Source organism: Thermoflexus sp. (assembly GCF_025055495.1).
Lineage (GTDB): Bacteria > Chloroflexota > Anaerolineae > Thermoflexales > Thermoflexaceae > Thermoflexus.
The window spans coordinates 1-21,288 of record NZ_JANWXB010000307.1 but is presented as its reverse complement, the minus strand read 5'-3'; the positions used below and the strand labels follow the sequence as shown (position 1 = coordinate 21,288).

General features: G+C 62.5%; 20 protein-coding genes, 2 tRNA genes and 1 pseudogene. 10 read left to right on the top strand and 13 right to left on the bottom strand.

Annotation, left to right across the window (positions count from 1 at the left end):
* Positions 1 to 95: 95 nt before the first annotated feature.
* The 3 genes and pseudogenes from NZM16_RS09730 to NZM16_RS09720 all read right to left on the bottom strand — a co-directional run bounded on the left by NZM16_RS09730 (position 96) and on the right by NZM16_RS09720 (position 1,694).
* Positions 96 to 494, bottom strand: a complete 399-nt coding sequence (locus NZM16_RS09730) for a hypothetical protein (protein ID WP_295451947.1) — start codon at positions 492 to 494, stop codon at positions 96 to 98.
* Positions 495 to 507: 13 nt separating this feature from the next.
* Positions 508 to 822, bottom strand: a pseudogene (locus tag NZM16_RS14070) (PrsW family glutamic-type intramembrane protease); the annotation flags it as partial.
* Positions 823 to 950: 128 nt separating this feature from the next.
* Positions 951 to 1,694, bottom strand: coding sequence for an ABC transporter permease (locus NZM16_RS09720; RefSeq protein ID WP_295480171.1), 744 nt, complete (start codon positions 1,692 to 1,694; stop codon positions 951 to 953).
* Between the two features lie 388 nt (positions 1,695 to 2,082).
* On the opposite strand from NZM16_RS09720, the gene NZM16_RS09715 reads away from it, so the two are divergent.
* Positions 2,083 to 2,238, top strand: a complete 156-nt coding sequence (locus NZM16_RS09715; protein WP_295451953.1) for a hypothetical protein — start codon at positions 2,083 to 2,085, stop codon at positions 2,236 to 2,238.
* A gap of 216 nt (positions 2,239 to 2,454) precedes the next feature.
* Positions 2,455 to 3,081, top strand: a complete 627-nt coding sequence (locus NZM16_RS09710) for a hypothetical protein (protein ID WP_295451956.1) — start codon at positions 2,455 to 2,457, stop codon at positions 3,079 to 3,081.
* Here the strand turns inward: NZM16_RS09710 and NZM16_RS09705 are convergent.
* Together NZM16_RS09705 and NZM16_RS09700 are read right to left on the bottom strand one after the other, a co-directional pair.
* Entirely contained in the window at positions 3,027 to 4,178 is a 1,152-nt protein-coding gene (locus NZM16_RS09705; protein WP_295451957.1) for a glycosyltransferase, read from the bottom strand. The genes NZM16_RS09710 and NZM16_RS09705 overlap by 55 nt on opposite strands.
* A 203-nt stretch (positions 4,179 to 4,381) precedes the next feature.
* On the bottom strand, positions 4,382 to 6,076 hold the full coding sequence (locus NZM16_RS09700; protein WP_295451959.1) for a helicase-associated domain-containing protein: 1,695 nt from the start codon (positions 6,074 to 6,076) through the stop codon (positions 4,382 to 4,384).
* A gap of 419 nt (positions 6,077 to 6,495) precedes the next feature.
* Between NZM16_RS09700 and NZM16_RS09695 the strand changes: the two genes are divergently transcribed.
* Entirely contained in the window at positions 6,496 to 7,185 is a 690-nt protein-coding gene (locus NZM16_RS09695; protein ID WP_295451962.1) for a DedA family protein, read from the top strand.
* 611 nt (positions 7,186 to 7,796) lie between these two features.
* The gene (locus NZM16_RS09690; RefSeq protein WP_295451964.1) at positions 7,797 to 8,231 is read left to right on the top strand and encodes an ATP:cob(I)alamin adenosyltransferase; all 435 of its coding nucleotides are present in this window, start codon (positions 7,797 to 7,799) and stop codon (positions 8,229 to 8,231) included.
* Positions 8,232 to 8,371: 140 nt separating this feature from the next.
* On the opposite strand, the gene NZM16_RS09685 is transcribed toward NZM16_RS09690, so the two are convergent.
* The 8 genes from NZM16_RS09685 to NZM16_RS09650 form a co-directional block, all read right to left on the bottom strand.
* A complete protein-coding gene (locus tag NZM16_RS09685) occupies positions 8,372 to 8,809 on the bottom strand; it encodes a Zn-ribbon domain-containing OB-fold protein (protein ID WP_295451967.1) in 438 nt (145 codons plus the stop codon).
* Positions 8,810 to 8,991: 182 nt separating this feature from the next.
* A complete protein-coding gene (locus NZM16_RS09680; RefSeq protein ID WP_295451969.1) occupies positions 8,992 to 10,149 on the bottom strand; it encodes a thiolase domain-containing protein in 1,158 nt (385 codons plus the stop codon).
* Between the two features lie 9 nt (positions 10,150 to 10,158).
* Entirely contained in the window at positions 10,159 to 11,238 is a 1,080-nt protein-coding gene (locus NZM16_RS09675; protein WP_295480169.1) for a hydroxymethylglutaryl-CoA synthase, read from the bottom strand.
* A 195-nt stretch (positions 11,239 to 11,433) separates the two neighbouring features.
* Positions 11,434 to 12,162 carry a DinB family protein gene (locus NZM16_RS09670; RefSeq protein WP_295480167.1) on the bottom strand — a complete coding sequence of 243 codons (729 nt, stop codon included), beginning with the start codon at positions 12,160 to 12,162 and terminating at the stop codon, positions 11,434 to 11,436.
* Positions 12,159 to 13,478, bottom strand: a complete 1,320-nt coding sequence (locus NZM16_RS09665; RefSeq protein WP_295480166.1) for a hydroxymethylglutaryl-CoA reductase, degradative — start codon at positions 13,476 to 13,478, stop codon at positions 12,159 to 12,161. Before NZM16_RS09665 ends, NZM16_RS09670 begins: the two co-directional genes overlap by 4 nt.
* Before the next feature lie 400 nt (positions 13,479 to 13,878).
* Positions 13,879 to 14,103 (bottom strand): hypothetical protein, encoded by a 225-nt coding sequence (locus tag NZM16_RS09660; RefSeq protein ID WP_295451975.1) that lies wholly within the window; start codon positions 14,101 to 14,103, stop codon positions 13,879 to 13,881.
* Between the two features lie 116 nt (positions 14,104 to 14,219).
* A tRNA-Arg gene (locus NZM16_RS09655) sits at positions 14,220 to 14,296 on the bottom strand.
* Positions 14,297 to 14,301: 5 nt separating this feature from the next.
* Positions 14,302 to 14,374 (bottom strand) — tRNA-His (locus tag NZM16_RS09650).
* Between the two features lie 380 nt (positions 14,375 to 14,754).
* Here NZM16_RS09650 and NZM16_RS09645 point away from each other — a divergent pair.
* The 6 genes from NZM16_RS09645 (at position 14,755) to gcvPB (ending at position 20,877) form a co-directional block, all read left to right on the top strand.
* A complete protein-coding gene (locus NZM16_RS09645) occupies positions 14,755 to 15,144 on the top strand; it encodes a methyltransferase domain-containing protein (protein WP_295451978.1) in 390 nt (129 codons plus the stop codon).
* Between the two features lie 43 nt (positions 15,145 to 15,187).
* Positions 15,188 to 15,910 carry a polyprenol monophosphomannose synthase gene (locus NZM16_RS09640; RefSeq protein WP_295451980.1) on the top strand — a complete coding sequence of 241 codons (723 nt, stop codon included), beginning with the start codon at positions 15,188 to 15,190 and terminating at the stop codon, positions 15,908 to 15,910.
* Positions 15,911 to 15,991: 81 nt separating this feature from the next.
* Entirely contained in the window at positions 15,992 to 16,915 is a 924-nt protein-coding gene (locus tag NZM16_RS09635; protein WP_295451982.1) for a class I SAM-dependent methyltransferase, read from the top strand.
* Positions 16,916 to 17,238: 323 nt separating this feature from the next.
* Positions 17,239 to 17,628, top strand: a complete 390-nt coding sequence (gene gcvH, locus NZM16_RS09630) for a glycine cleavage system protein GcvH (RefSeq protein ID WP_295451985.1) — start codon at positions 17,239 to 17,241, stop codon at positions 17,626 to 17,628.
* A gap of 287 nt (positions 17,629 to 17,915) precedes the next feature.
* Complete coding sequence (gene gcvPA, locus NZM16_RS09625; protein WP_295480164.1) at positions 17,916 to 19,304, top strand: aminomethyl-transferring glycine dehydrogenase subunit GcvPA; 1,389 nt, start codon at positions 17,916 to 17,918, stop codon at positions 19,302 to 19,304.
* An 88-nt stretch (positions 19,305 to 19,392) separates the two neighbouring features.
* Positions 19,393 to 20,877, top strand: a complete 1,485-nt coding sequence (gene gcvPB / locus NZM16_RS09620; protein ID WP_295480162.1) for an aminomethyl-transferring glycine dehydrogenase subunit GcvPB — start codon at positions 19,393 to 19,395, stop codon at positions 20,875 to 20,877.
* Positions 20,878 to 21,288 lie beyond the last annotated feature (411 nt).

Sequence of the window (21,288 nt, the reverse complement as noted above, 5' to 3'; positions counted from 1 at the left end):
GCTCTGTTCGGTTGGAAAAGGCGCGGGGGTGGATCTCGGTGGATCCACCCCCGCTTTTTTAGGAGTTGCGTAGCTCGCTTCCTCAGCCCAATCGGCTAAGATCGCACCCACCGCTTGAGTTCCTGACGTAATCGTTCGATCTCCGATTCCCAGTGCGCCTCCCCAAGCGCTTCCCGTTGATGCTTTCGGAAAGCCAGCTCGATCGTCGTCCGATAGATGCGTCCCAATCGCCGCCATCTCTCTAAGTCTCCTCGCAACAGCGCCCCCCAGCGCCGTGCTCCCCTCCGCCACAGCGAGCGGCTGTCCCGATAGATCGATTCGGGGAGGATCCCCTGCTCGACCTCCTCTCGGAGGTAGCGCGTGATCCACGTCCGCTCCCGGTAAAGCCCCCACAGCCCCAGTGCCAGCACCATCAGCACCCCCATCCAGTTGGCCGCGACAATGCTCAGGAACCCCCGCCAGGCCCAGGCCCGTGAAGCCTGCGAAAACCGCATGGCTCAGGCCGAAGAGGCCGATCCGGAGCAACGCCACGATTCGCATGCTTTCCGCGCCGCCTTCTTCGCTCGCCGCGATCAGGTAGAAGAAGTTCTCCGTGGCTTCGAATCCAAAGCCCACCAGGGAACCGTAAAGAAATCCATCGTAGAGGCTGTCGATTTCCCCGCGCTGGAACCAGAAAAGGAGCAGGAGGAAAAGCCCTTTGGCGGTCTCTTCCGCAAGAGGCGCCACCAGGCTGCCGGAGATCAGATCCCGCACAAGCCCTTCCTCCAGCAGGGGCTCCAGGGCCACCTCGGCAAGAATGGCGAGGACAACCGCGGGCAACATCCCCCAGAAGAACGCGGTGAAAAGCAGCCGTCTGGGCTCCTTTTCGTAGCGATCCAGCCACCAAACGAACAGCGAATAAACCAAATGCTTTGGGGCAGGCGGGACCGCCCGCTCCAAATATTAAATTCCTACGTCGAGAACATCCAGCGACACCAGCGCCGCTCTAACGCATCCACCAGTAGGTAAAGAGCGAGGCCCAAGGTGCTCATCAAGGCGATCCCGGCATACATCGCCGGATAATCGAAGAAGGTGCTGGCCTGGATGTAGATGTAATAGCCCAGGCCGTAGCGTGTGGCGAGCAGCTCGCTCAGATACAGCACAGCGACGGCCGTGCCGATGCTCTGTCGCACCGCGGTCAGGATGGCCGGGAGGGAGGCCGGAATATAAACAAAGCGGAACAGCGCCCGCCGTCCGGCCCCCAGGCTCCGCACCGACAGCAACAGCTCCGGCCGCAGGTTCGCTGCTGCGTCTCGCACCAGCACCAGGATCTGAAAGAACAGGATCAAAAAGATTAACAGGATTTTGGCCAGATCCCCCACACCGAAAAACAGGATCAGAATGGGCACCAGCACGACCTTGGGGATCGGGTAGAGAATATAGAGAAAAGGGGAAATCAGCCGGTGCAGCCGCGGGCTAAGGCCCAGGGCTAGCCCCAGCGGAGCAGCCGTGGCAATGGAGAGGGCGATGCTGATCACCACCCGTCCGGCGCTGGCTAAAAGGTGCAATGCCAGATCTCCCGGTAGCTCCTGCACCAGAGCCGCTCCAACCGCCATCGGCGTAGGGAGGATGGGCCGTCGAACGATCTCCGCAAGTAGATGCCAGAGGATGAGTAAAATCCCAGTCGCTAACAGCACCTCACCGCGCCGCGACATCGCTTTTTCTTCCCGAAGATGATGAAGCGCCTTGTTTTCCCGCGAGATCTTGTAGGATGAGGAAGGCCCTCCGAGCGGCGGAGAGGAGGCAAGAAGAAGGCTCTCCTCACCCTCTGAAAGGTGATAGCAGATATTATTGTAACGTGGCTTCCCTGAATCCAATGGGCCCAGCCAGTTGCACGGGTTCGGAAGATAAGCCAAGAGAAGATGATCGCGCTTACTTGGGACGGATCGCGCCTCTTGTTCGTTTGTGTCGTGGGCGCAGGCGAGGGCGCCCGCAAAATTAAAAACCCTCCTCCCTATGGCCCAGAGGGCCATGAGGAGATAAAGGACTTCCCGAGGGAGCAAACTGCGTAATTCCTGAAAATAATTAGGGAGGATATACGTGATGCCGCGTCGCTCGTCTACTTACCGGTGGCAGCAGACGGTTTTCATCGTTTTGGCCATTCTGGCCGTGCTCAGCCTGATCCTGACCGGTATTCTGACCACAGTGCCGCCTCCGCCCACGCCAACGCCCGCAGAATTTTTCCCCTCCGGACCGTGATCTTCCAGGGCGCACCCTATGGGCCTTGGGCGGCCTCGCCCGTGCCCGAAAGATCCTTTGCCTTCCTACCCGGTGTTCCGCCAATTCCCTTTAGGAGTGAGCCGATGAGACGAGGGGGAGTGGCCCCTCTGTGTCCCCCCTCCTCACGGCCCTTGGGGCTGTCGGGGGGGAGATGGGGGGCAGCAAGCCGAAGAACTCCTACCCTGGAGAACGGCGGTGGGGATTTCGACCAAATCGCCTCAAACTGGAGGATCCGGATGGCTCCTGGCCTGGCTGGCCTGGGGAGGGATGCTGGTCGGATACTGGGCCCCCTGGATCGACGGCCATACGGCCGGGCTGACCTTTTCAGGTTTCGATCTGGTCCCCTTTCTGGTTTTCTTTCAGCGGGCGGGCTATGGACCGCTTCTGCGGGAACGCCTGTGGGTCCCTCTGTGGGGCCTGGCCCTTGCGCTGGCCCTCCTGGCTCTGGCGGAAACAGAGAGATCGCTTCGCTCCCCGCGATATCTGCTGTGGGCCCTGGCCGGGTTATGGCCGCTCGCGACCTGGCCTCCATACCCGGACCTCCTGAATCCCCTTTCGATCGAGGGACGGGGCGGATTCCTGGGAGGACTGTTAACGATGATCCTGATTGGCTCCCTCCCGTTCTGGCCCATGTCATGGCGACGGCGATTGGCGCTGGCTCTGCCCTGGGCGATGCTGGGTGGAGCAGGACCGGAACTGGTTCAGGTATGGAGCCTCTGGATCGATCATCTGGGGCTGATCCCATCGGTCGGATGGGGGCTTCCCCTTTATGGATTGGGGCTGGCGCTCTGGGGGGTGGCTTGGTGGAGAACTTCCTCATAGATCTCCAGCACGCTTTGCGCCATTTTCTCGACGGTGAATTCCCGCCGCACGCGTTCCTGGCCCTGGCGTCCTCGCGCCCGGGCCGCCCCCGGCTGGTTGAAGGCCTCCCGGATCGCCTCCGCCAGCGCTACAGGATCTCGCGGGGGAACCATCCATCCCGCTTCTCCAACAACCCATGTGGTCCCAGTTCCGATCTCTGTAGCGATGACCGGAAGGCCTGCGGCCATTGCCTCCAGGAGCACGGTCCCGAACGCCTCCGCCCGGGTATTGGCAGGGAGGACGAAGAGATCCGCCGCATGGTATACCAGCGGCAGCTCCGAATCCGAAACCTCCCCCAGGAAGTGCACCCGATCGAGGAGCTGGAGGTTCCGGGCCAGCGTCCGCCAGGCGCGTTCCATCGGGCCGGTCCCCACGATGGTGGCATGGATATCCGGCAGGCGGGCGAGGGCATAGAGCAATGTGTCGATTCCCTTATAGTAGCGAAGGCGTCCGACGAAGAGCACGTGGGGACGATGGGAGGCCGGACACCAGGAGGATCGTAGAGCCCGGGCTGCCTCAGCGGACACAGAGAGAAAGCGGGCGACGTCGATGCCCAGAGGAACAACACGGCATTTGTCTCGGAAGGCCCGCAGGTGAGGCGAGGTCTCCAGGTAAATCGGGCTGGTTACCAGGATCCGTGCGACCCGGGCGAGGACCCGATAAAGCCATGGACGATAGAGCCGGCCGCTCAGGCGCTGGCGCACGATGTCGCTGTGGTAAGTCAGAACAGCGGGCGTGCTCCCTCCGCTCAGGAGATAGGCGATCTCCGCCGGAGGGTAGGGATGATGGAGGTGGACCAGATCGCATTGAGGGAGGAGGCGGCGGGCATACAGGAAGAACACCGGGCTCAACGGGGTGGAGGCCACTGTGAGCCAGCGAGAGGCCTTCAGAACCCGAACCGATCCATCCAGAAGCTCGATCGTTTTCCGGGTTGGGGAAGTTACCAGGACGATCACCTCAAGCCCCAGGCGGACTTGGGCTTTCGCCAGGGCGCGGATGTGGTTTTCGATCCCTCCGAGGATGGGAAAGTAGTCTTTGTATAGATGAATCACTCGCATAGGCGTTCTGCATGTAGGAGTCACGCAGTTGGCTTCTCCAAAGGAAAGTGCCGGGCGCCGAAGGTGCCCGGTGCTGCCCTCCAAGAAATCTTGTCTCCCACTTTCCGCGGCCCTTTGGGCCATGGAAAGTGGGAGACAAAGAAGTGGGATCGTTCCACCTTGTCCGACGGGACTCCAACGGCAATCCGCAATCGGTCTGAAGATCAGGATCCAGGAGGCTCCCCGCGTTCCGCTTCAAGGGACTCCTCGGGCACCACGCCGAGCCGTAGAAGCGCCGCGCGCACCGAAGCCCAGCTGTCCGGATGGATGATGGCTGCCACCGGCGAGAGCACATCCTGCACATACCGGCGGGCTTCGGTGGCCAGCAGCTGACGCAACAGTTCAGGGTCGTTCACGCGCAGCACCAGCGCCTGCTTCACGGTGGCCTCCGTTCCCCGGTTGGCCCAGCGCATTAAGGCGCGGCTCAGCGCCTCCGAGGGGGTCAGATCGTAGCGCTGGAAGAAGTCCAGAATCCGTTCCGGGCCGATGTTCTGCCCTCGCGCTCGGGCCAGGGAACGGGCGGTGATCCGATACCGATAGACCTCTCCCGAAGCGACCCAATCAGCGATCCGGGTGATCTGGAAGCGTTCATACCGACGGGCAGCCCCGACCTCAATGGTTCCGTCTTCCAGCAGGACAAAACGCGTATCCCCATCTGGGGGCAGATCCCCCTTTCCCAGATAAGCTGCCCCGAAGGGCGAAAGCCGGATCCGATCCGGCTCCCCCAGATCCACCATCCCCAGCCAGTGAAGAGGGCCGGTCAACAGATAGCGAAGGAGAGCGCCTTCCACCTGATCCCAGTTTTCAAATCCTCGCAGGTAATCTCCGGTCCTCACATCCCGGATATACCACGTGGAGAACTCCGCCTCGGTCCGCTGGAACGTCGGATTCTTCGCCTTGATCTCTTGGATGAGATCAGGGATCGCATACCAGCATCCCGGATCCAACCGGGCCAGAAGCTGCAGCAGGGTCTGACGAGGTAGCCGGGGATCGTTCTGCCAGGAACCGGTGGGCTCCGGCCGTAAGGTGGGCACATGAAAGAGATCGTTCCACGTCACGCTGTCCCGCCAGGCCTCGAGGAGGGCGCGCAATTGCTCCATCAGCGGGGCCTGGAGCCAGCGCGTGGTGACTTCTGGATCCAGGCGGAAGAAGTCCCGCCGGACCTGGATCATCTGGAGCGTTCCGGCCAGATGCCAGAGTAGCGACCAGCGCTCCCGTTGAGGCCACCGGAGCTGCCGACGCAAGATCGGAAATTGCGCCCATATCTCCTCCGAGGTCACGGCAGCCGGAGGCGCCTCGTTGTGCACAAAGCTCAACAGGGTGCAGAAATCATCTGCCGGCGCTGTCCCCGCCCGTCGAGTTCGAACCGGGGCGGGGGCAGTGGGGAGCGCCTCCGGTGTCTGAGAGCGGGGCGCCTCCTCCACGGCCGGCAGGCCCAGCAACAGCTCATCCGGAATGAACACCACCTCCTCAAAGCCAGCCGGCTGCTCCACAAATCCCAGGAAGATCCATCCCCGAAACCAGAGGGCCTCCGCTGGACCCGTGGGTCGTTCCCAGAGGCGCTCACTTTCCAGGCGGGCAGCCCCCACCCGTCGGATCTCCCCAAAGCGCCGCTGGAAAGTGACAGAAGGCATGGCCCCTCCCGCCCTCACCAGGGTTCGGAGAGCCTCCTGCTCCTCCAGCCCCAGCCGGGTCCAGTGCGCGCCCTGGCGTTCCGGGTCCATCATCACCGGCAACAACCGGGCGATCAACGCCTCACGGGAGAGAGTCTGCGGATCGACCTCCCAGAAGCGCGCGATCACCCGCAGATGCGCCAAATCCAGTTCGCTTAAGCTTTGTCGAAGCGAGCGGACAGGCATACGAGAGCCTCCCCATGTTACTCATTAATATAACGCAATTCGCTACGACAGGCCGGGGATCTGCCTCTTTCCCTTACCTCTCCTTCCCCCGGCTTCAAGACCCAGGGGAGATGAAAGTGCAGAGGCTTGAAAGGCCGCACAGAGCGGGAATTTAAAATTTTTGGGACAGTTGGAGCCGCCTCTATCGGCCTCATCTGCTCCAAAAGGTTCTGGGTTCGGAAAATCACATTTGGTGTTAAAATAAACACAATGAATAGCAGTTACACCTGGATCGAGGCTCGCCAAGTCTGTGCGAATGGAGTTCATAGGATGGGTTTGCAAACCTGGGGGTGAGGCGGCAGGTGGACAGCTTCACTTCCTATCTCGTAGCCCTGGCTTTCGTGCAAAGGCGATCCGCCTATTTCCTTCGCGGAGGGAACATGGAGGCTCTGGAGCATCAACTGGTGTTGTTCCTTCAGAATTTGTTTCAATGGATGGGATGGGGAGGCGCGGCCATCGTGATGGCGCTGGAGAGCGCCAACATTCCTATCCCCAGCGAGGTCACCATGCCCCTGGCAGGCTGGATGCTGGTCCAGGCCCGGGGAGGGACGCTTCTTCAGGCGGCTCTGGCGGGTGGATGGTATGGAGGGCTGGGTTGCACGCTGGGCTCCTTGCTATCCTATGGAATGGGGTATTACGGTGGCAGACCTTTCCTCTTCCGATATGGACGCTACCTTCTGATCAGCCCACGCGATCTGGAGGCCGCGGATCGATGGTTTGTCCGCTGGGGGATGTGGGCCACTTTTATCTCCCGTTTGCTCCCGATTGTGCGCACGTTCATTTCGTTCCCCGCGGGCGTCACGCGCATCCCGATTTTCCCTTTCGCGCTATTGAGCTTTGTCGGTTCCTTCATCTGGTGCGCAGGTCTGGCGATGGGCGGTTATCTGTTCGGACAGCACTGGGAGGAGCTACGTCGGATTATGCGGCCCTTCGATATCCCGATCGCCTTCGCCTTGTTGGGCGGGTTCGCTTATTATCTCTACCGGCATATCCGCCATGCCCGGGAAGGATATGACGCCCTCATCCCGGGGAGGGGAGATGCAGATCCTCCGGCGGAAATGAACTCCTAAAACAGTGGGCGGAGGAGGGGAATCTGATCGTGGGGCGCCAAGTATCTTCAGCGCCCAACACCTCGCGAATACCTCAGCGGGCAAGTCTACCGGATGCCTTTGTCAGAGTTTGGTAAATAAAGATGATAATGACTATAATTAAGTTAGCTTGCCGTCCTTCTCCGTTAAGGGGAATTCCCCACAGCTCGGAGAACCGTGGGGAAAGGGAGCGGTAGGGAATAGGGCCGTCCGGCCCTGGCCATCGCGTCCCGAACGATGTAACTCTTACAATCCCACAAGCATCCAGCGATCTCAACATTGCCCCTCGCGCCCCTCCGGAGATCTCCTGGATTCGTGAGGTTGGAATAACGCTTTATTTCGTGTTTTTGGGATTTGATCACTGGTTCGGCGAAGAAAACCGAATATTTCTCCTCCTTTTTTCCTTCTCTCCACCCCTGGGAACCGTAGAGGGAAGGAAGAAATCCTTGGGGGCGAGGCCGGAGGCCTTCAGGCCCCAGCCCCGCATCCCAAGCCCCAAAGAAATTAAGGAGAAAAATATGTCCCTCCAGTCGGAGCTTGAATCCCGGAAATCTGAGAAGTTCCAGGCCTTGTATGGCAGAATGCCTCAAAGCATGAACCCATCCCTCGACACGCTCCTCCTCGAGTTGATCGCCTGGTTGGGTTTTGCCCGCGCCTGTGCCCACAGCGCTCGGGTTCAGGATGTTTTGCTGGCTCTGCAAATGGATCTTCAGCGAATGATCGGACCCTCTGTTATTCCCCAGACCGGGGATTTTTCATCTTTTGTGGCGGGGCGGACGCGCTGGTTGGAGGAAACACGGGAGGCGCTGGAGTGCGAGTGTCTTTCTCGTGGGTTCTCCGAACTTCCGGGCGATACGGTAAGTGGGGCGATCCTGGATCTTCTGTCGATTATGACTCGACGAATGAGTCAGGATCACCAGAAGCAATCCCAGGCGGATTCAACAGTGCGGGAATATCTGGAGCGATTACCCGCCATGCTGTTCACCCTCGCTCGATATGAGGAATGGCAGGCGGATCCTCAGCGCTGAGGGGTTTTTGGGGGCTGGGCTGGGGACCGCGGGCCCCAGCCCTCCCCTTGGCCCTTTGGGCCGGGGGGAAGGAAAAGGCAAATGCCCTGAGGGGCTGGGCCGGGCGCTCTCGGAGACCGGCCCAGCCCCTTAAGCTTCTGTCATGCCGTTACCGTGGCTGGCTGAGCAGGCATGGTCGCCATGCGGCGGAGGACGGGGCGGAATTTGTAGCCGTAAGCGATCACCCCGCGCTCGCCCTGTCGGTGCAGGACCCGGGTGACCATCTCCACCGGCATCCCGATATAGACCTCCTCCGGCTCCACATCGGTGAGCATCGCCGAGATCAGCGGGCCTTCCTCCAGCTTGATCAGCGCCACGATATAAGGTGCCTGCTCTTCATACCCCGCCGGCGGCTCGTAGACCACCGTGTAAGAATACACTTCCCCTCGGCCCGAGAGCGGATATGGCGTGCGCGCCGGCCGCTGGCACTCCGGACAGATGTCCCGGGGCGGGAACAGACGGGCGCCGCACCCTTCGCAGATTTCCCCTTCCAGGCGATATCGCTGAGATCGTCCGCGCCATGCGCGCGCCGGATGCATGGGAACCTCCTTCCAAATAGATATTGGGCGATTGATGATCCCTTGTGGGATCGGATCTGGCTTTGTGTTTTTGGGTTCGGGAGCTGAGCCGGAGGCCTTCGACCCGGCTTCTGAAAACCTCCCCATCCAAGATGCCTGGAGCACGAGGGACCGGATAGACGGCCGAAGGCACCTCGTTCCGCTTAATCTATAGCCTCCAGGATGTGGGTGATCACGGTGGCCCCCGTCCCCCCAATGTTCTGGGTCATTCCCAGGCGGGCGTGCGGGATCTGGTTGGGCCCAGCCTGGCCACGCAGTTGCAGGACTGCCTCCACCACCTGATAGATCCCGGTGGCCCCGACCGGATGCCCCCGCGCTTTCAGACCGCCCATGGTCGCGATCGGGAGCCGGCCGTCCCGGAAGATCGCTCCCTCCAGCGCCATGGCCACCCCTCGTCCCCGCGGCGCGAAGCCGCTGGCTTCCAGGGAGAGGGCCGCCATGATCGTGAAGGCGTCGTGGAGTTCGAAGAAATCGATGTCCTCCGGGCGAGCCCCTGCCTGCTGGAAGGCCCGGTAGGCCGAGAGGGCGACCGCCTCCAGCCAGAGGGGATCCCGGCGATCGTGCAGAGCCACCGTGTCGGTGGCCACAGCGGACGCCAGAATGCGGACCGGGCGTTCATGGAACGCTCGGGCCTGGTCCGCCGGACACAAGATCACCGCCGCCGCCCCATCGCAAATCGGCGAGGCGTCCAGGAGCGTGATCGGATCGGCGATCATCCGGGCCGAGGCGAAGGCTTCCTCGGTGATCGGGAACCGCAACATCGCGCGAGGATTGTGGACGGCGTTGCGATGCGCATTAATGGAGAACGGCGCGAAGTCCTCCCGCCGGTAGCCGTATTCGTGCATATAGCGGCGCATCAGCAGGGCGTTCAGGGCGGTGAACGTCATGCCATGGACCGCCTCGTATTCGGCGTCGGCTGCAGTGGCCAGGGCAGCCGTAATCGCTTCCCCAGCGGCGTCCGTCATCTTCTCCACCCCCACCACGGCCACAAAGTCCGCCAGGCCGCCGGCGATCATGGCATAGCCGATGCGCAACGCGGCGGCACCGGAGGCGCACGCCGCCTCGACCTTGACAGCCTCCACCCCGTGCATCCCGGCGAAATCCGCCACCAGCGCCCCCAGGTGCTCCTGGGCCTCCACCTGTCCCGAGAGCATATTCCCGACATACAGGGCATCCAGCCGCTCCACCCCTGCATCCCGCATGGCGGCCTCCAGCGCCTCCAGCGCTAACTCCCGCAACCCTTTCCCCCAATGCTCCCCCACAGGGGTCTGACCCACCCCGATAATCGCCACTTCTCGCATCGCTCCTCCTCACGCCGCTGTGTCCAGCACGATCTTCTTTCGATAACGGGCATATGTGGCGTAATCGATCACCACGCGACGGGCGATATAATCCCGGGTTCGGGGCGCTCGATCCCTCCGCTCCAGAACAGCCTCCGTCACCACCAGGGAGAAGGCGTCGGATCCGGCGCCGGAGCCGAAGGATACGGCCAGGATCCGATCACCCGGCTGCGCCTCATCCAGGATGGCCGTCAGCCCAATCAGGCAGGACCCCGCATAGGTGTTGCCGATCTCGTCCACCAGAAGTCCCGTCTGGATCTGCTCGGGCCGGAACCCGAGGGTTTTCGCCGCTTTCTGGGGGAATTTCACGTTCGGCTGATGGAACACCGCATACGTGTAATCTTCCGGCCGGGTTCCCAGGGCCTCCATCAGCTGCCGGGCGGCTTCCACAATGTGGTGGAAATAGGCCGGCTCCCCGGTGAAACGGCCGCCGTGCTCCGGATACCGGGCGTGAGCCCGACGCCAGAAGTCCGGTGTGTCCGTGACGTAAGAGAGTGAGCCCTCGATAATCGCCAGGCTTTCCTCCGCCGGGCCCAGAACGAAAGCAGCTCCGCCTGCCCCAGCGGTGTATTCCAGCGCGTCGCCCGGCCGGCCCTGAGCCGTGTCCATCCCGATGGCCATGGCGTAATCCGCCATCCTGGAACCCACCAAGCCGATGGCGGCCTGCATGGCCTCTGTGCCCGCCTTGCAGGCGAACTCCCAATCGCCTGCCTGGACGTAGGGCGTCGCTCCGATCGCCTCCGCGACGATGGTGGCACTGGGTTTCACGGCGTATGGGTGGGATTCGCTGCCCACCCATACCGCCCGCAGGCGGTTCGCCGGGATCCCCGCCCGGGCCAGGGCGTTCCGGGCGGCCTCGATGGACATCGTCACCACATCTTCATCGAGTCCCGGCACAGCTTTTTCTCGGACCGGTGGCGGCTCCGTCCCACCCGTCCACAGTCGGGAGATCTCTGTGCCCGGCAGGCGATAACGAGGAACGTAAGCGCCATAACCGACGATCCCCACGGGCCGGGCGGGCTTCATCATTCGATCCCCATTCGCGCGCATACAAGGCCTCCAGAGGGATTGAAGTCAGACGCAGGGATGCGTGCCTGTTCAGAAGCTCCTTGTTACAGGCATTCACGGGCCCTGCTGGTCTTTAACGGGCACTTACGTGCCCTACTACAAACGGAGGTGTTTTCATGCGTAGTAGGGCACGTAAGCGCCCGTTCTTTTTGAGAACACGCAACGGGCGCTTCGCTTTCACCCTAGCCTGGATGAGGAGGGTTTGTCCTTCCATCCCATCGCCCGGCGTAGCTGGTGCAGGTGCGCGACATGATCCCGCTCGTGCCACGCGGCCCGGCGCAGCACCTTGCGCGGGGACCAGAACTCCCCCTCCACGCCGACGACGATGGATTGCCCCACCCACTCCTGAAGGGCCCGTTCCAGCGCCTGGCGCACCTGATCCAGATGCGCCCAGATCTCTGCGGGTGGATCTTTCACCGCTCGTCCCAGTCGACTGAGATACCAGTTCTCGCCGTGGGCCACGTGGCGCAGCACCCCGCGCATAGACCACCGCTGTCCGGGCAGCAGAGCGTCCAGAACCGGATCCGGCAGGCCTTCGACCGCCGCCCGAAGATCTGCCCGGGAAGCGGCGAGGACCTGCAGGCTGAATTCCACCTCCTCCTCAGTCAGCGGCCGCCAGTCGTCCAGGAACCAGGCGTTTACCTTGAGGGAGCCTCCTCGCTCAAAGCGCTCGTCGATCGTGTAGACATCAAAGATCTCCACCACCCGGAAATCCTCCGGAACCCCGGGTCCGGAGGCGGGGATCCCATGAGCGCCCAGCCAGGCGAAATAATCCCGGATCGCCTCTGGGATCCGTTCCAGAACCTCCCGCTCGGTGTGGCCGAAGGCGAAGCATCCCGGGTAATCCAGAACCCAGGCGATGTGCCCGCCCTCCGCGCCCCGTTCCAGCCCCACCCGGTAGGTCATCCGTGCGCTCCTTCTCGGGGCTCCCCGGTGATGGATCCACGAAGCTCCCGCAGCAGCTCCCGGGCCCGGGCCAGACGGATGTTCCGCTCAGCGACGAGCCGTTCGGCGATCCGATCGATCTCCTCGCCGGCCGCTCCGGCGGCCATGGCGATCTGGCGGGCATGTAACGCCATATGCCCGCGCTGGATCCCCTCCGTAGCCAGGGCTCGGAGGGCGGCCAGGTTCTGGGCCAGACCGACAGCGGCCATGATCTCCGCCAGCTCCCGCGCAGAGGAAACGTTTAGGATCTTCAGAGCCACCCGGGCCAGCGGGTGGGCTTGGGTGGCGCCCCCTACGATCCCCACCGCCAGCGGTAGCTCAATCCGCCCGCCCAGGACCCCGCTTTCGTCCCGCCACCAGCGGGTGAGGGGTCGGTATCGGCCGTCCCGCGCGGCGTAAGCGTGGGCGCCCGCCTCAAGCGCCCGCCAGTCGTTGCCGGTGGCCAGGGCCACCGCATCGATGCCGTTCATAATCCCCTTGTTATGAGTCGCCGCCCGATAGGGATCCACCTCGGCCAGCGCCTGGGCCTCCAGAATCCCCCGGATCACCTCATCGCCGGGAAAATCTGGCGTGGCCAGGGCTTCCGGGGGGATCCGAACCTCCGCCCAGGCCCGTCGGCGATCGGCTAAGTTCGAGAGGATGCGCAGGACCACTCGTCCTCCGGTGATCCCCGCGATCAGGGGAGCCACCGCTTCACAAACCGCGTTCACCGCGTTGGCCCCCATGGCATCCCGGACATCATAGAGCAGATGCACCACCAGCATCGGCCCAACCGGAGTGGCCGGGAACGGGACCACTTCCAGCCCCCGGAAACCGCCGCCCCGGGCGACGATGGAGGGCGTGGCCGCCTCCGCCACCGCCCGGATCGCTTCGGTGTGCTCCTCGATCACCCGGGCAGCCACGGAGAGGTCCGAGAGGTCCATCACCTGGATCTGGCCCCGCATGATGGGCTCCTCGCTCCCCGCGAGGAATCCCCCCCCTGCTCGGGCCAGACGGGCCGCGTGGGACAGGGCTGCGACCACCGAGGGCTCCTCAATGACCATCGGGACCAGGACCTCCCGGCCGTTCACCTGGAAGTTCACGGCTACCGCGAAGGGCAGTGCGAACCGGCCGATGACATTTTCCACCATATGATCGGCTTCTTCTAATGTTAGACCTCCGTTGGTCAGCAACATCTGTTCTTCGAGGGTCAGGCCGGCCTGTTCGGCCACCCAGCGGGCGCGCGCTTCCAACGGCAATCGATAGAAACCTGGATAACGGGAGGTGCGGCTGGACATAACATGGCTCATGCTAAAGGCCATCGGCTGTCAAAATCTGTCATGATCTATCCCCGGTTGGAAACCGGGTGTTGTTCTGCTCCAGTTACGGGGCTTGGGAGGATCCGGTGGGCAGGGAAGCGCCCTGTTTTTTATTTCTTCTTCACCTCCTACGGCGCGAGATGGCCTCGAAGAACCACCGAGGCGGCGCGACGGAAGACGGAAGAGGCAACGGGAACGAGAATAGGATCCCTCCGGGGTAGGGGCCGGATCGAAAGCTTCGAGAACGGATGGATCGGTCATGCTGGTGGAATGCGAGGGGGCGAGAAGGGAACGTAGATCTGGGGGCAGCGATCGGGAAGGAGGGATAAGCGGCGGGGCCGCCTGTCTCTCCGCCTATTCTCGAGAATCCGTGAAGCGTTCACGATCCGCGAGGAGATTTAGATGAAGGGATGCTGGCCGAGAACCCCAGCAGAGCCCCCAGGATCATCGCCGCTACGGCTTCCCACATCGGGAGGGGAATCCCCGAAACGATGGAGAACAACCAGGCGACGACCAGCCCCAGGATCGCGCCGCTGAAGATCAGCAACGGGCGGACCCATGGCACACGAGCGGTCTCTGGCGTTGGTTCCGATGGTTGTGTCATCGCCGGATCCTGAGAAAGCGACAGAATGAAGGGATGCCCTAGGCCCTCTGGGGAAAGCCAGTAGCAGGAGTCCTGCGATAAAAAAACGGTGTGGGGAAGTCCCCACACCGACCGCATGGCGCCCCCGGCGCGACTCGAACGCGCAACCACTGGATCCGAAGTCCAGCGCTCTATCCAGTTGAGCTACGGGGGCCCCAGGGAGGGCGACGGGGTTCGAACCCGCGACCTCCTGATCCACAGTCAGGCGCTCTCACCGCTGAGCTACGCCCTCCGCGCGTTTTTAATTCTACTGCATTCTCCCCATCATCGCAATCCGTCCCATTGGACATCTCCCGACCAGAACGTGGGACCCGGCAAGATCGGCCTCGATCAGCCGATCTACAGGTGTCCGAGGCCCGCTGCTAACCATCCGGGTGATCGTCACGGTGGGATTTGAGGGCCACGATAGGCCTTTTGCGGGGATCTCTGTGCTTTTTAAAAACGCCGCTTGCTTCCTCGGGAAGTGTTTTCTTCTCTCACCCCATGGCCCAAAGGGTACGGGGAGAGGGGGAAGGGAAGAAAGGTTGTTCCCGCTGGCGAAGAAACCTGATCTTGTAGCATGTTGAGTTGTGATAGATTGGATTAGATGATCTGGGTCTGGAGCTCATCCCAATGGATCCCAGAAAGCAGGCACAGGAATTCTTCTCCCGTTATGCTTCAGCCTATACGATCAATCCCTCCCACCGGGCTGGCGAGGATCTGCAACGGCTGGCCACGCGACTGGCCCTTGATGGCCGGGGGCAGCTCCTCGATGTCGCAACCGGCAGCGGCCATACCGTCCTCGTCCTGGCGCCGGAGGTGGAGGAAATCGTGGACCTGGATCTTACCCCCGCAATGGTGGTTGAGTTCATGCGCCAGGCCCGGGATCGGGGCCTCTCCCATGCTCGGTTTGTGGTGGGCGCCGTGGAGGAACTTCCCTTCCCTTTTCGGCAAATCCTCCCTCCCCTCACCCAGGAATTAAGGGGTGGGCGGGCTGTCCTCGGTGGCTCCATCCATCCCTGATAAGACGGATTTATCCAGCATCCAAGGGGGGCTTGGAGTTTCCATGGGCTACCTGATGATCATCCCTACTTATAATGAACGGGAGAACATTGAGGCGCTGATCCGGGCGCTTTTGTCCCTTCCCCTTCCCCTGGAGGTGTTGGTGGTGGACGATCACTCCCCCGATGGGACGGGGGAGCTGGTGGCAGCGATGGCGGCGGCGGACCCCCGCATTCACGTGATCCACCGGCCGGCCAAGCTGGGGCTGGGGACAGCCTATGTGGCCGGGTTCCGGTTCGGGCTGGCTCGGGGTTATGAGCGAATTTTGACGATGGACGCGGATTTCTCCCATGATCCAATGCACGTGCCAGCCCTGATCGAGCGAAGCCGGAAGGCGGATCTGGTGATCGGCTCCCGGTATGTTCCAGGCGGGCGGGTGGTGGACAGCCCGTGGTATCGGCGGCTGCTAAGCCGGGGGGCCAATCGCTTCGCCCGGACGCTGCTGAGGTTAACGCCGCGGGACGTGACCGCGGGCTTCCGGTGCTATCATCCGCGGGTTCTGAGGGCGATCGCTCCGGAGACGATCCGGGCGGAAGGGTATGCGTTTCTGATTGAGATCACCTATCGGGCACAGCGGGCGGGTTTTCGGATCGCCGAGGTGCCCATCCGTTTTAAGGATCGTCGCTATGGGCGATCCAAGGTGTCCCGAAGGGAGATCGCGAGGGCGTTGTGGACCGTCCTTCGGCTTTCGTGGGATCAGGTGAGAGCCTGTGGGAGAGCTGAATAGTTCCGGGGTCCCCAAAGCCCGATGTTCCTGCGCATGGGGCGCGCTGCTTTGCGCATAATATCTGAACCTGGAGGCTGCACGGTGGAGTTTGTCGTCTGCAACCTCTGCGGCTCCTCCCGGACCCGCCTGCGCTTCCCCAGCACTCTCTCGCGACGGCGAGATGACGCGGCGGATTTCCGGTGCACCAGCGATGGCTATGGGATCCATCCGCCGATCGTGCAGTGTCTGGAGTGCGGCCTGGTTTATGCCAATCCTCGCTATGAGTCCTCCGAGATCACGGCGACTTATCGGGCGATGGAGGATCCCCTATATGTGCTGGAACGGGAGGGACGGGTGCTCACGTTCGAGCGCCATCTTCGACCCATCGAGCGGTTGATCGGGCCAGGGCGGGGCCGGCGGTTGCTGGATATCGGCTGTCATATCGGGGTGTTTCTGGAGATCGCCCAGGCCCACGGCTGGGAGGCCTGGGGGGTGGAGCCCTCGCGATGGGCCGTGGAGATCGCCCGCGCCCGGGGGCTTCGGGTGGTGGAAGGGACTCTTCGGGAAGCCGCCTTCTCAGAGGGCTGGTTCGATGTCGTGACCATGTGGGATGTGATCGAGCACCTGAGCGATCCCATGGGGGAGCTTCAAGAAATCCACCGAATCCTCAAACCCGGCGGCTGGGTGGTGATTCACACGATGGATATTGAAAGCCCCTTCGCCCGAATGCTGGGTGCGAGATGGCCGTGGTTGATGGAGATGCATCTTTACTACTTCTCCCGGAGGACGTTGCGGCGCATGCTCGAACGCGCTGGGTTCCAGGTTCATCACACCGCTGTGGAGGGCCGGTATCTGCGCCTGGGCTATCTGGCCACCCGGGTCCGTGCCCTTTTCCCGCGTTTGGGGACCCTGCTGGTCAAGCTGGTCCAGCGGGCTCGCCTGGAGGGACAGACCGTTTATATTAACCTGGGGGATCTGTTTACAGCTTACGCGCAGAAGCCCACGAACTCGCCCAATGGATTGTGATCGCTCTATGGCCCCAAGGGCCGTAGAAAAGAGAGGAGGGGCCTTGCCTATCGCGCTCCGAAAAGGTCTCTCATTGCTTTGTCCAGTTATCAACTGGGGATTTGAGGAACTGAAGCCCGTCCGGAAGGCAGTGGCCCCTTCCCCCAAAAATCTTTCGGGGGCGGTGGGGGGGCAAAGGCCCCTCGCACCGCCCCCGAAAACCCCCAAATGAAAAAAGGACAAAGCACTCATGGAATCCCCCATCGAAATTGTGCATGGCGCAATTGCTCTCCTGCTGCAGGCCGCTTAGAATGAGACTGGATCCTTCGCTGCAGGAGGTCATCATGAACATCCCGCCGGATCTGCGCTACACCGAATCCGACGAATGGGTCCGCCTGGAAGGTGAGGAAGCCGTATGCGGCATCACCGATTACGCCCAGAGCCAGCTCTCCGATGTGGTCTACGTGGAACTCCCCGAGGTAGGCCGAACCTTTCAGAAAGGTGAGGTCTTCGGGACGATCGAGTCCGTTAAGGCAGCGGCCGACCTGTATATGCCGATGAGCGGGGCGATCACCGCGGTGAACACGGATCTGGTTCAGAACCCGGAGTGGGCGAACCAGGATCCTTATGGGCGGGCCTGGCTGATCCGGTTCCGGCCCAGCGACCCGGCGGAGTATGAAACCCTGATGGATGCGGAAGCCTATCGGGCCTATTGCGAAGCCCGCGCGCACTGAGGAGACGTCGAAAGCGTATCGTTCGCTGAGGATATTCCGAAGGAGCGGGTGGGATTGCCTAAAGGGCCCCCGCTCGCCTTCAGCTCCAAAATCCTCGGATCCCTCTCCCCGAGGTCCACAGGGCCTTGAGGAAGGGGATAAATGCAAAGCTAACGAGATGAGGAGCGCGTTCTGTCCCAAGTCGGCACTATCCGAAAACTTCCTGGATCTGGGAAGAACACCAAAGGTTTTCTTCCCAGATCCGGGACGTCCCGAACTCGTTTAATCGTCGGTCCTGGGAGGCGCCGATGCGCTTTGTTCCCCACACGGATGAAGAACGTCGCGAGATGCTCCGGGTCATCGGCGTGGAGCGGATCGAGGATCTCTTCGCCGATGTGCCAGAAGCCTATCGGTTCCCCCCTTTGAACCTCCCCCAACCCCTGACCGAACTGGAGACCCGCTGGGAGCTGGAGGCCCTGGCGGACGCCAACATCCATACCGCTCAGTATGCGTGTTTCCTTGGCGCTGGCGCTTATCGGCATTTCATCCCAGCAGTGATCGATGAGCTATTGCGCCGGGGGGAGTTCTACACCGCTTATACCCCTTACCAGCCAGAGGTCAGCCAGGGCACCCTCCAGGCGATGTTCGAGTTCCAGTCCATGATCTGCGCCCTCACCGGGATGGAGGTATCCAACGCCAGCCATTATGACGGCTCCTCCGCCCTCGCGGAAGCGGTTCTGATGGCGTTGCGGCTGACCCGGGGGGAGCGGCCGAAGGTGCTTCTGTTTCCCACCATCCATCCGGAATATCGGGCAGTGATCCGGACATATGTTCAGCATCTGGACGTGAAGTTAGAAGGGGATACCGGATGGACCCCTCTCCAGTTGCGGCAGCCGCTGGTCCTCCTGGAGGAGCTGGAAGCCCGTCTGGATGCGGAGACGGCGGCCCTGGTGATCCCCTACCCGGATTTCCTGGGTCGGGTGCTCCCCCCGACCCGCCTGCGGGAGACGGCGGATCGCGTCCATCGAGCTGGCGCCCTGCTCATCGCGGTGGTGAATCCGATCGCCCTGGCGCTCTTCGAACCTCCGGGGAGCTGGGGGGCGGACATCGTGGTGGGCGAGGGACAGCCCCTGGGCATCCCCTTGAGCTTTGGAGGGCCTTATCTGGGGATCATGGCCACCCGGATGGCGTTTGTGCGTCAGCTGCCTGGCCGGATTGTGGGAGAGACGGTGGATCTGGAGGGCCGCCGGGGATATGTCCTGACCCTCTCCACCCGCGAACAGCACATCCGCCGGGAGAAGGCCACCAGCAACATCACCACCAATGTGGGCCTGATGGCCCTGGCGGCCACGATTTATCTCTCTGTGATGGGCCGGCATGGGCTCCGCCAGGTGGCCTCACTTTGCTATCATAAGGCCCACTACCTGGCGGAGCGGATCGCCGCGCTTCCGGGCTACGAAGTCTGGCAGGAACATCCGTTCTTCCACGAGTTCGTGGTCCGAACGCCGCGCCCGGTGGCCGAGATCCAGCGCCTCCTTCTCGAGGATTATCAGATCCTGGGCGGGTATGATCTGGGGCAGGCGGATCCAGCGCTCGCTGGCCACATGCTGCTGTGCGCCACGGAAATGAACACCCGGGAGGAGATCGACGCCCTGGTGGAGGCGCTGCGGGAGATCGGCGAGCCCTCCTCGGAGTAACAACCCGTCGAGGGCATCCGGCTGTCAGGGCGTGCGTCCTTAGCTCTCGTGTCTCTTCGTGAGGGATCGTGGGGGAAGGAGGTCACGGATGCCTGAGCCGTTGATCTTCGAATACAGCGTCCCCGGGCGACGGGGCGTGGAAATGCCGGAACCCGACGTCCCGGAGTCGCCCTTCCCGGAGGGCTTCCTGCGCGAAGACCTTCCGCTTCCGGAGGTCAGCGAAGTCGACGTCGTGCGCCATTTCGTCCGGCTCTCCCAGATGAACTATGGGGTTGATAAGGGCTTTTACCCCCTGGGCTCCTGCACGATGAAATATAACCCCAAGATCAACGAGGAGATGGCTCGGCTCCCCGGCTTCGCCCATCTTCATCCTTATCAAGATCTGGAGACGGTGCAGGGCGCCCTGGCGCTGATGTATCAGCTTCAGGAGTTCCTCAAGGAGATCGGCGGGTTTGCGGCGGTCTCCCTTCAACCGGCGGCGGGTTCCCAGGGCGAGCTGGCAGGCATCCTGATGATCCGGGCGTATCATCGGGACCGTGGGGAAGGGAGGAAGCGGATCAAGATGCTGATCCCGGACTCCGCCCATGGCACGAACCCAGCCTCCTCGGCGATGGCGGGCCTGCAGGTGGTCAACATTCCATCGGATCGGCGGGGGAACATCGACCTGGATGCCCTGCGCAAGGAGTGCGATGAGACGGTGGCGGGGCTGATGGTCACCAACCCCAACACGCTGGGGCTCTTCGATGAGAACCTGATGGAGGCCATTGAGCTGGTTCACCGCTGTGGGGGCCTGATCTACGGGGATGGGGCGAACATGAACGCCCTGATGGGGATCTGCAAGCCGGGCGAGATGGGATTCGACGTGATGCATTACAACCTGCACAAGACTTTCAGCACTCCCCACGGCGGTGGGGGGCCGGGGGCAGGCCCGGTGGGGGCCAACGAGCGGCTCGCCCCGTATCTGCCTGGGCCGATCGTGGTCGTCGATCGGGAACGGACGGTGCGCCCGGACGAGCCGGTCTACACCCTGGCCTGGCCGGAGCGCAGCATCGGCCGGGTGCGCGCTTTCCATGGCCACTTCGGGGTCTTCGTCCGGGCCTATGCCTACATCCGGATGCACGGCCCGCGCCTGCGCGAGGTCTCCGAGGCGGCGGTGCTGAACGCCAACTATTTGCTGGCGCGGCTGCGGGGCATTTATCCGGTGCCCTATGATCGCCTCTGCAAACATGAGTTCGTGATCATGGGGAAAGTGCCAGCCACGCCTATCCGGGCTCTGGACATCTCTAAGCGGTTGATGGATTATGGCTTCCATCCGCCGACGAATTATTTCCCATTGATCGTGCCGGAAGCCTTGATGATCGAGCCGACGGAGACGGAAAGCAAGGCTACGCTGGATGCTTTCGCCGAGGCGATGCGGCGGATCGCGGAGGAGGCGCGGCGGGATCCCCAGCAGGTGCAGCAGGCACCTCATACCACCCCCGTGCGCCGCCTGGATGAGGCGCGGGCGGCCCGCCAGCTCATCCTGCGCTATGTCTCGGCTCCTGAGGCCCGCCCAAGCCTTGCCCAGGCATAACGGGTTCGTGAGCGGTTGCGGACAACCCGGCTTTACTCTGTTGCAAGCTTGGGGTGTTTTTCCTCCCATTTCCTTCCCCTTGCCAGCGTGGCGGCATGGGTAAGGAAATGGGGGGAGAAGCGGGGCCGAATCCTGGGGAGGGATCGTTAAGGGTGCAACCGGACAACCTGGTTTTGTGGGGAGGGGGATAAGGAACGCCGATGATCGGAAGGCCCGCCCGGGGTTCTGGCCTGGTGTTGACAGCAGGCGGGGAATCCGGTATATTAAAAGTGCAGCGGGCTTGGGGTCGACGGGATGGTGCCCGTCCCCCAGGAGGCATCTTGACAAACGCCCGGGGTTGTGTTATAAAATAAGGTGCGTTTAGATCCTGGACAAGCGATCGGTGGCGGGGCGCACGGCCGATGAACATCG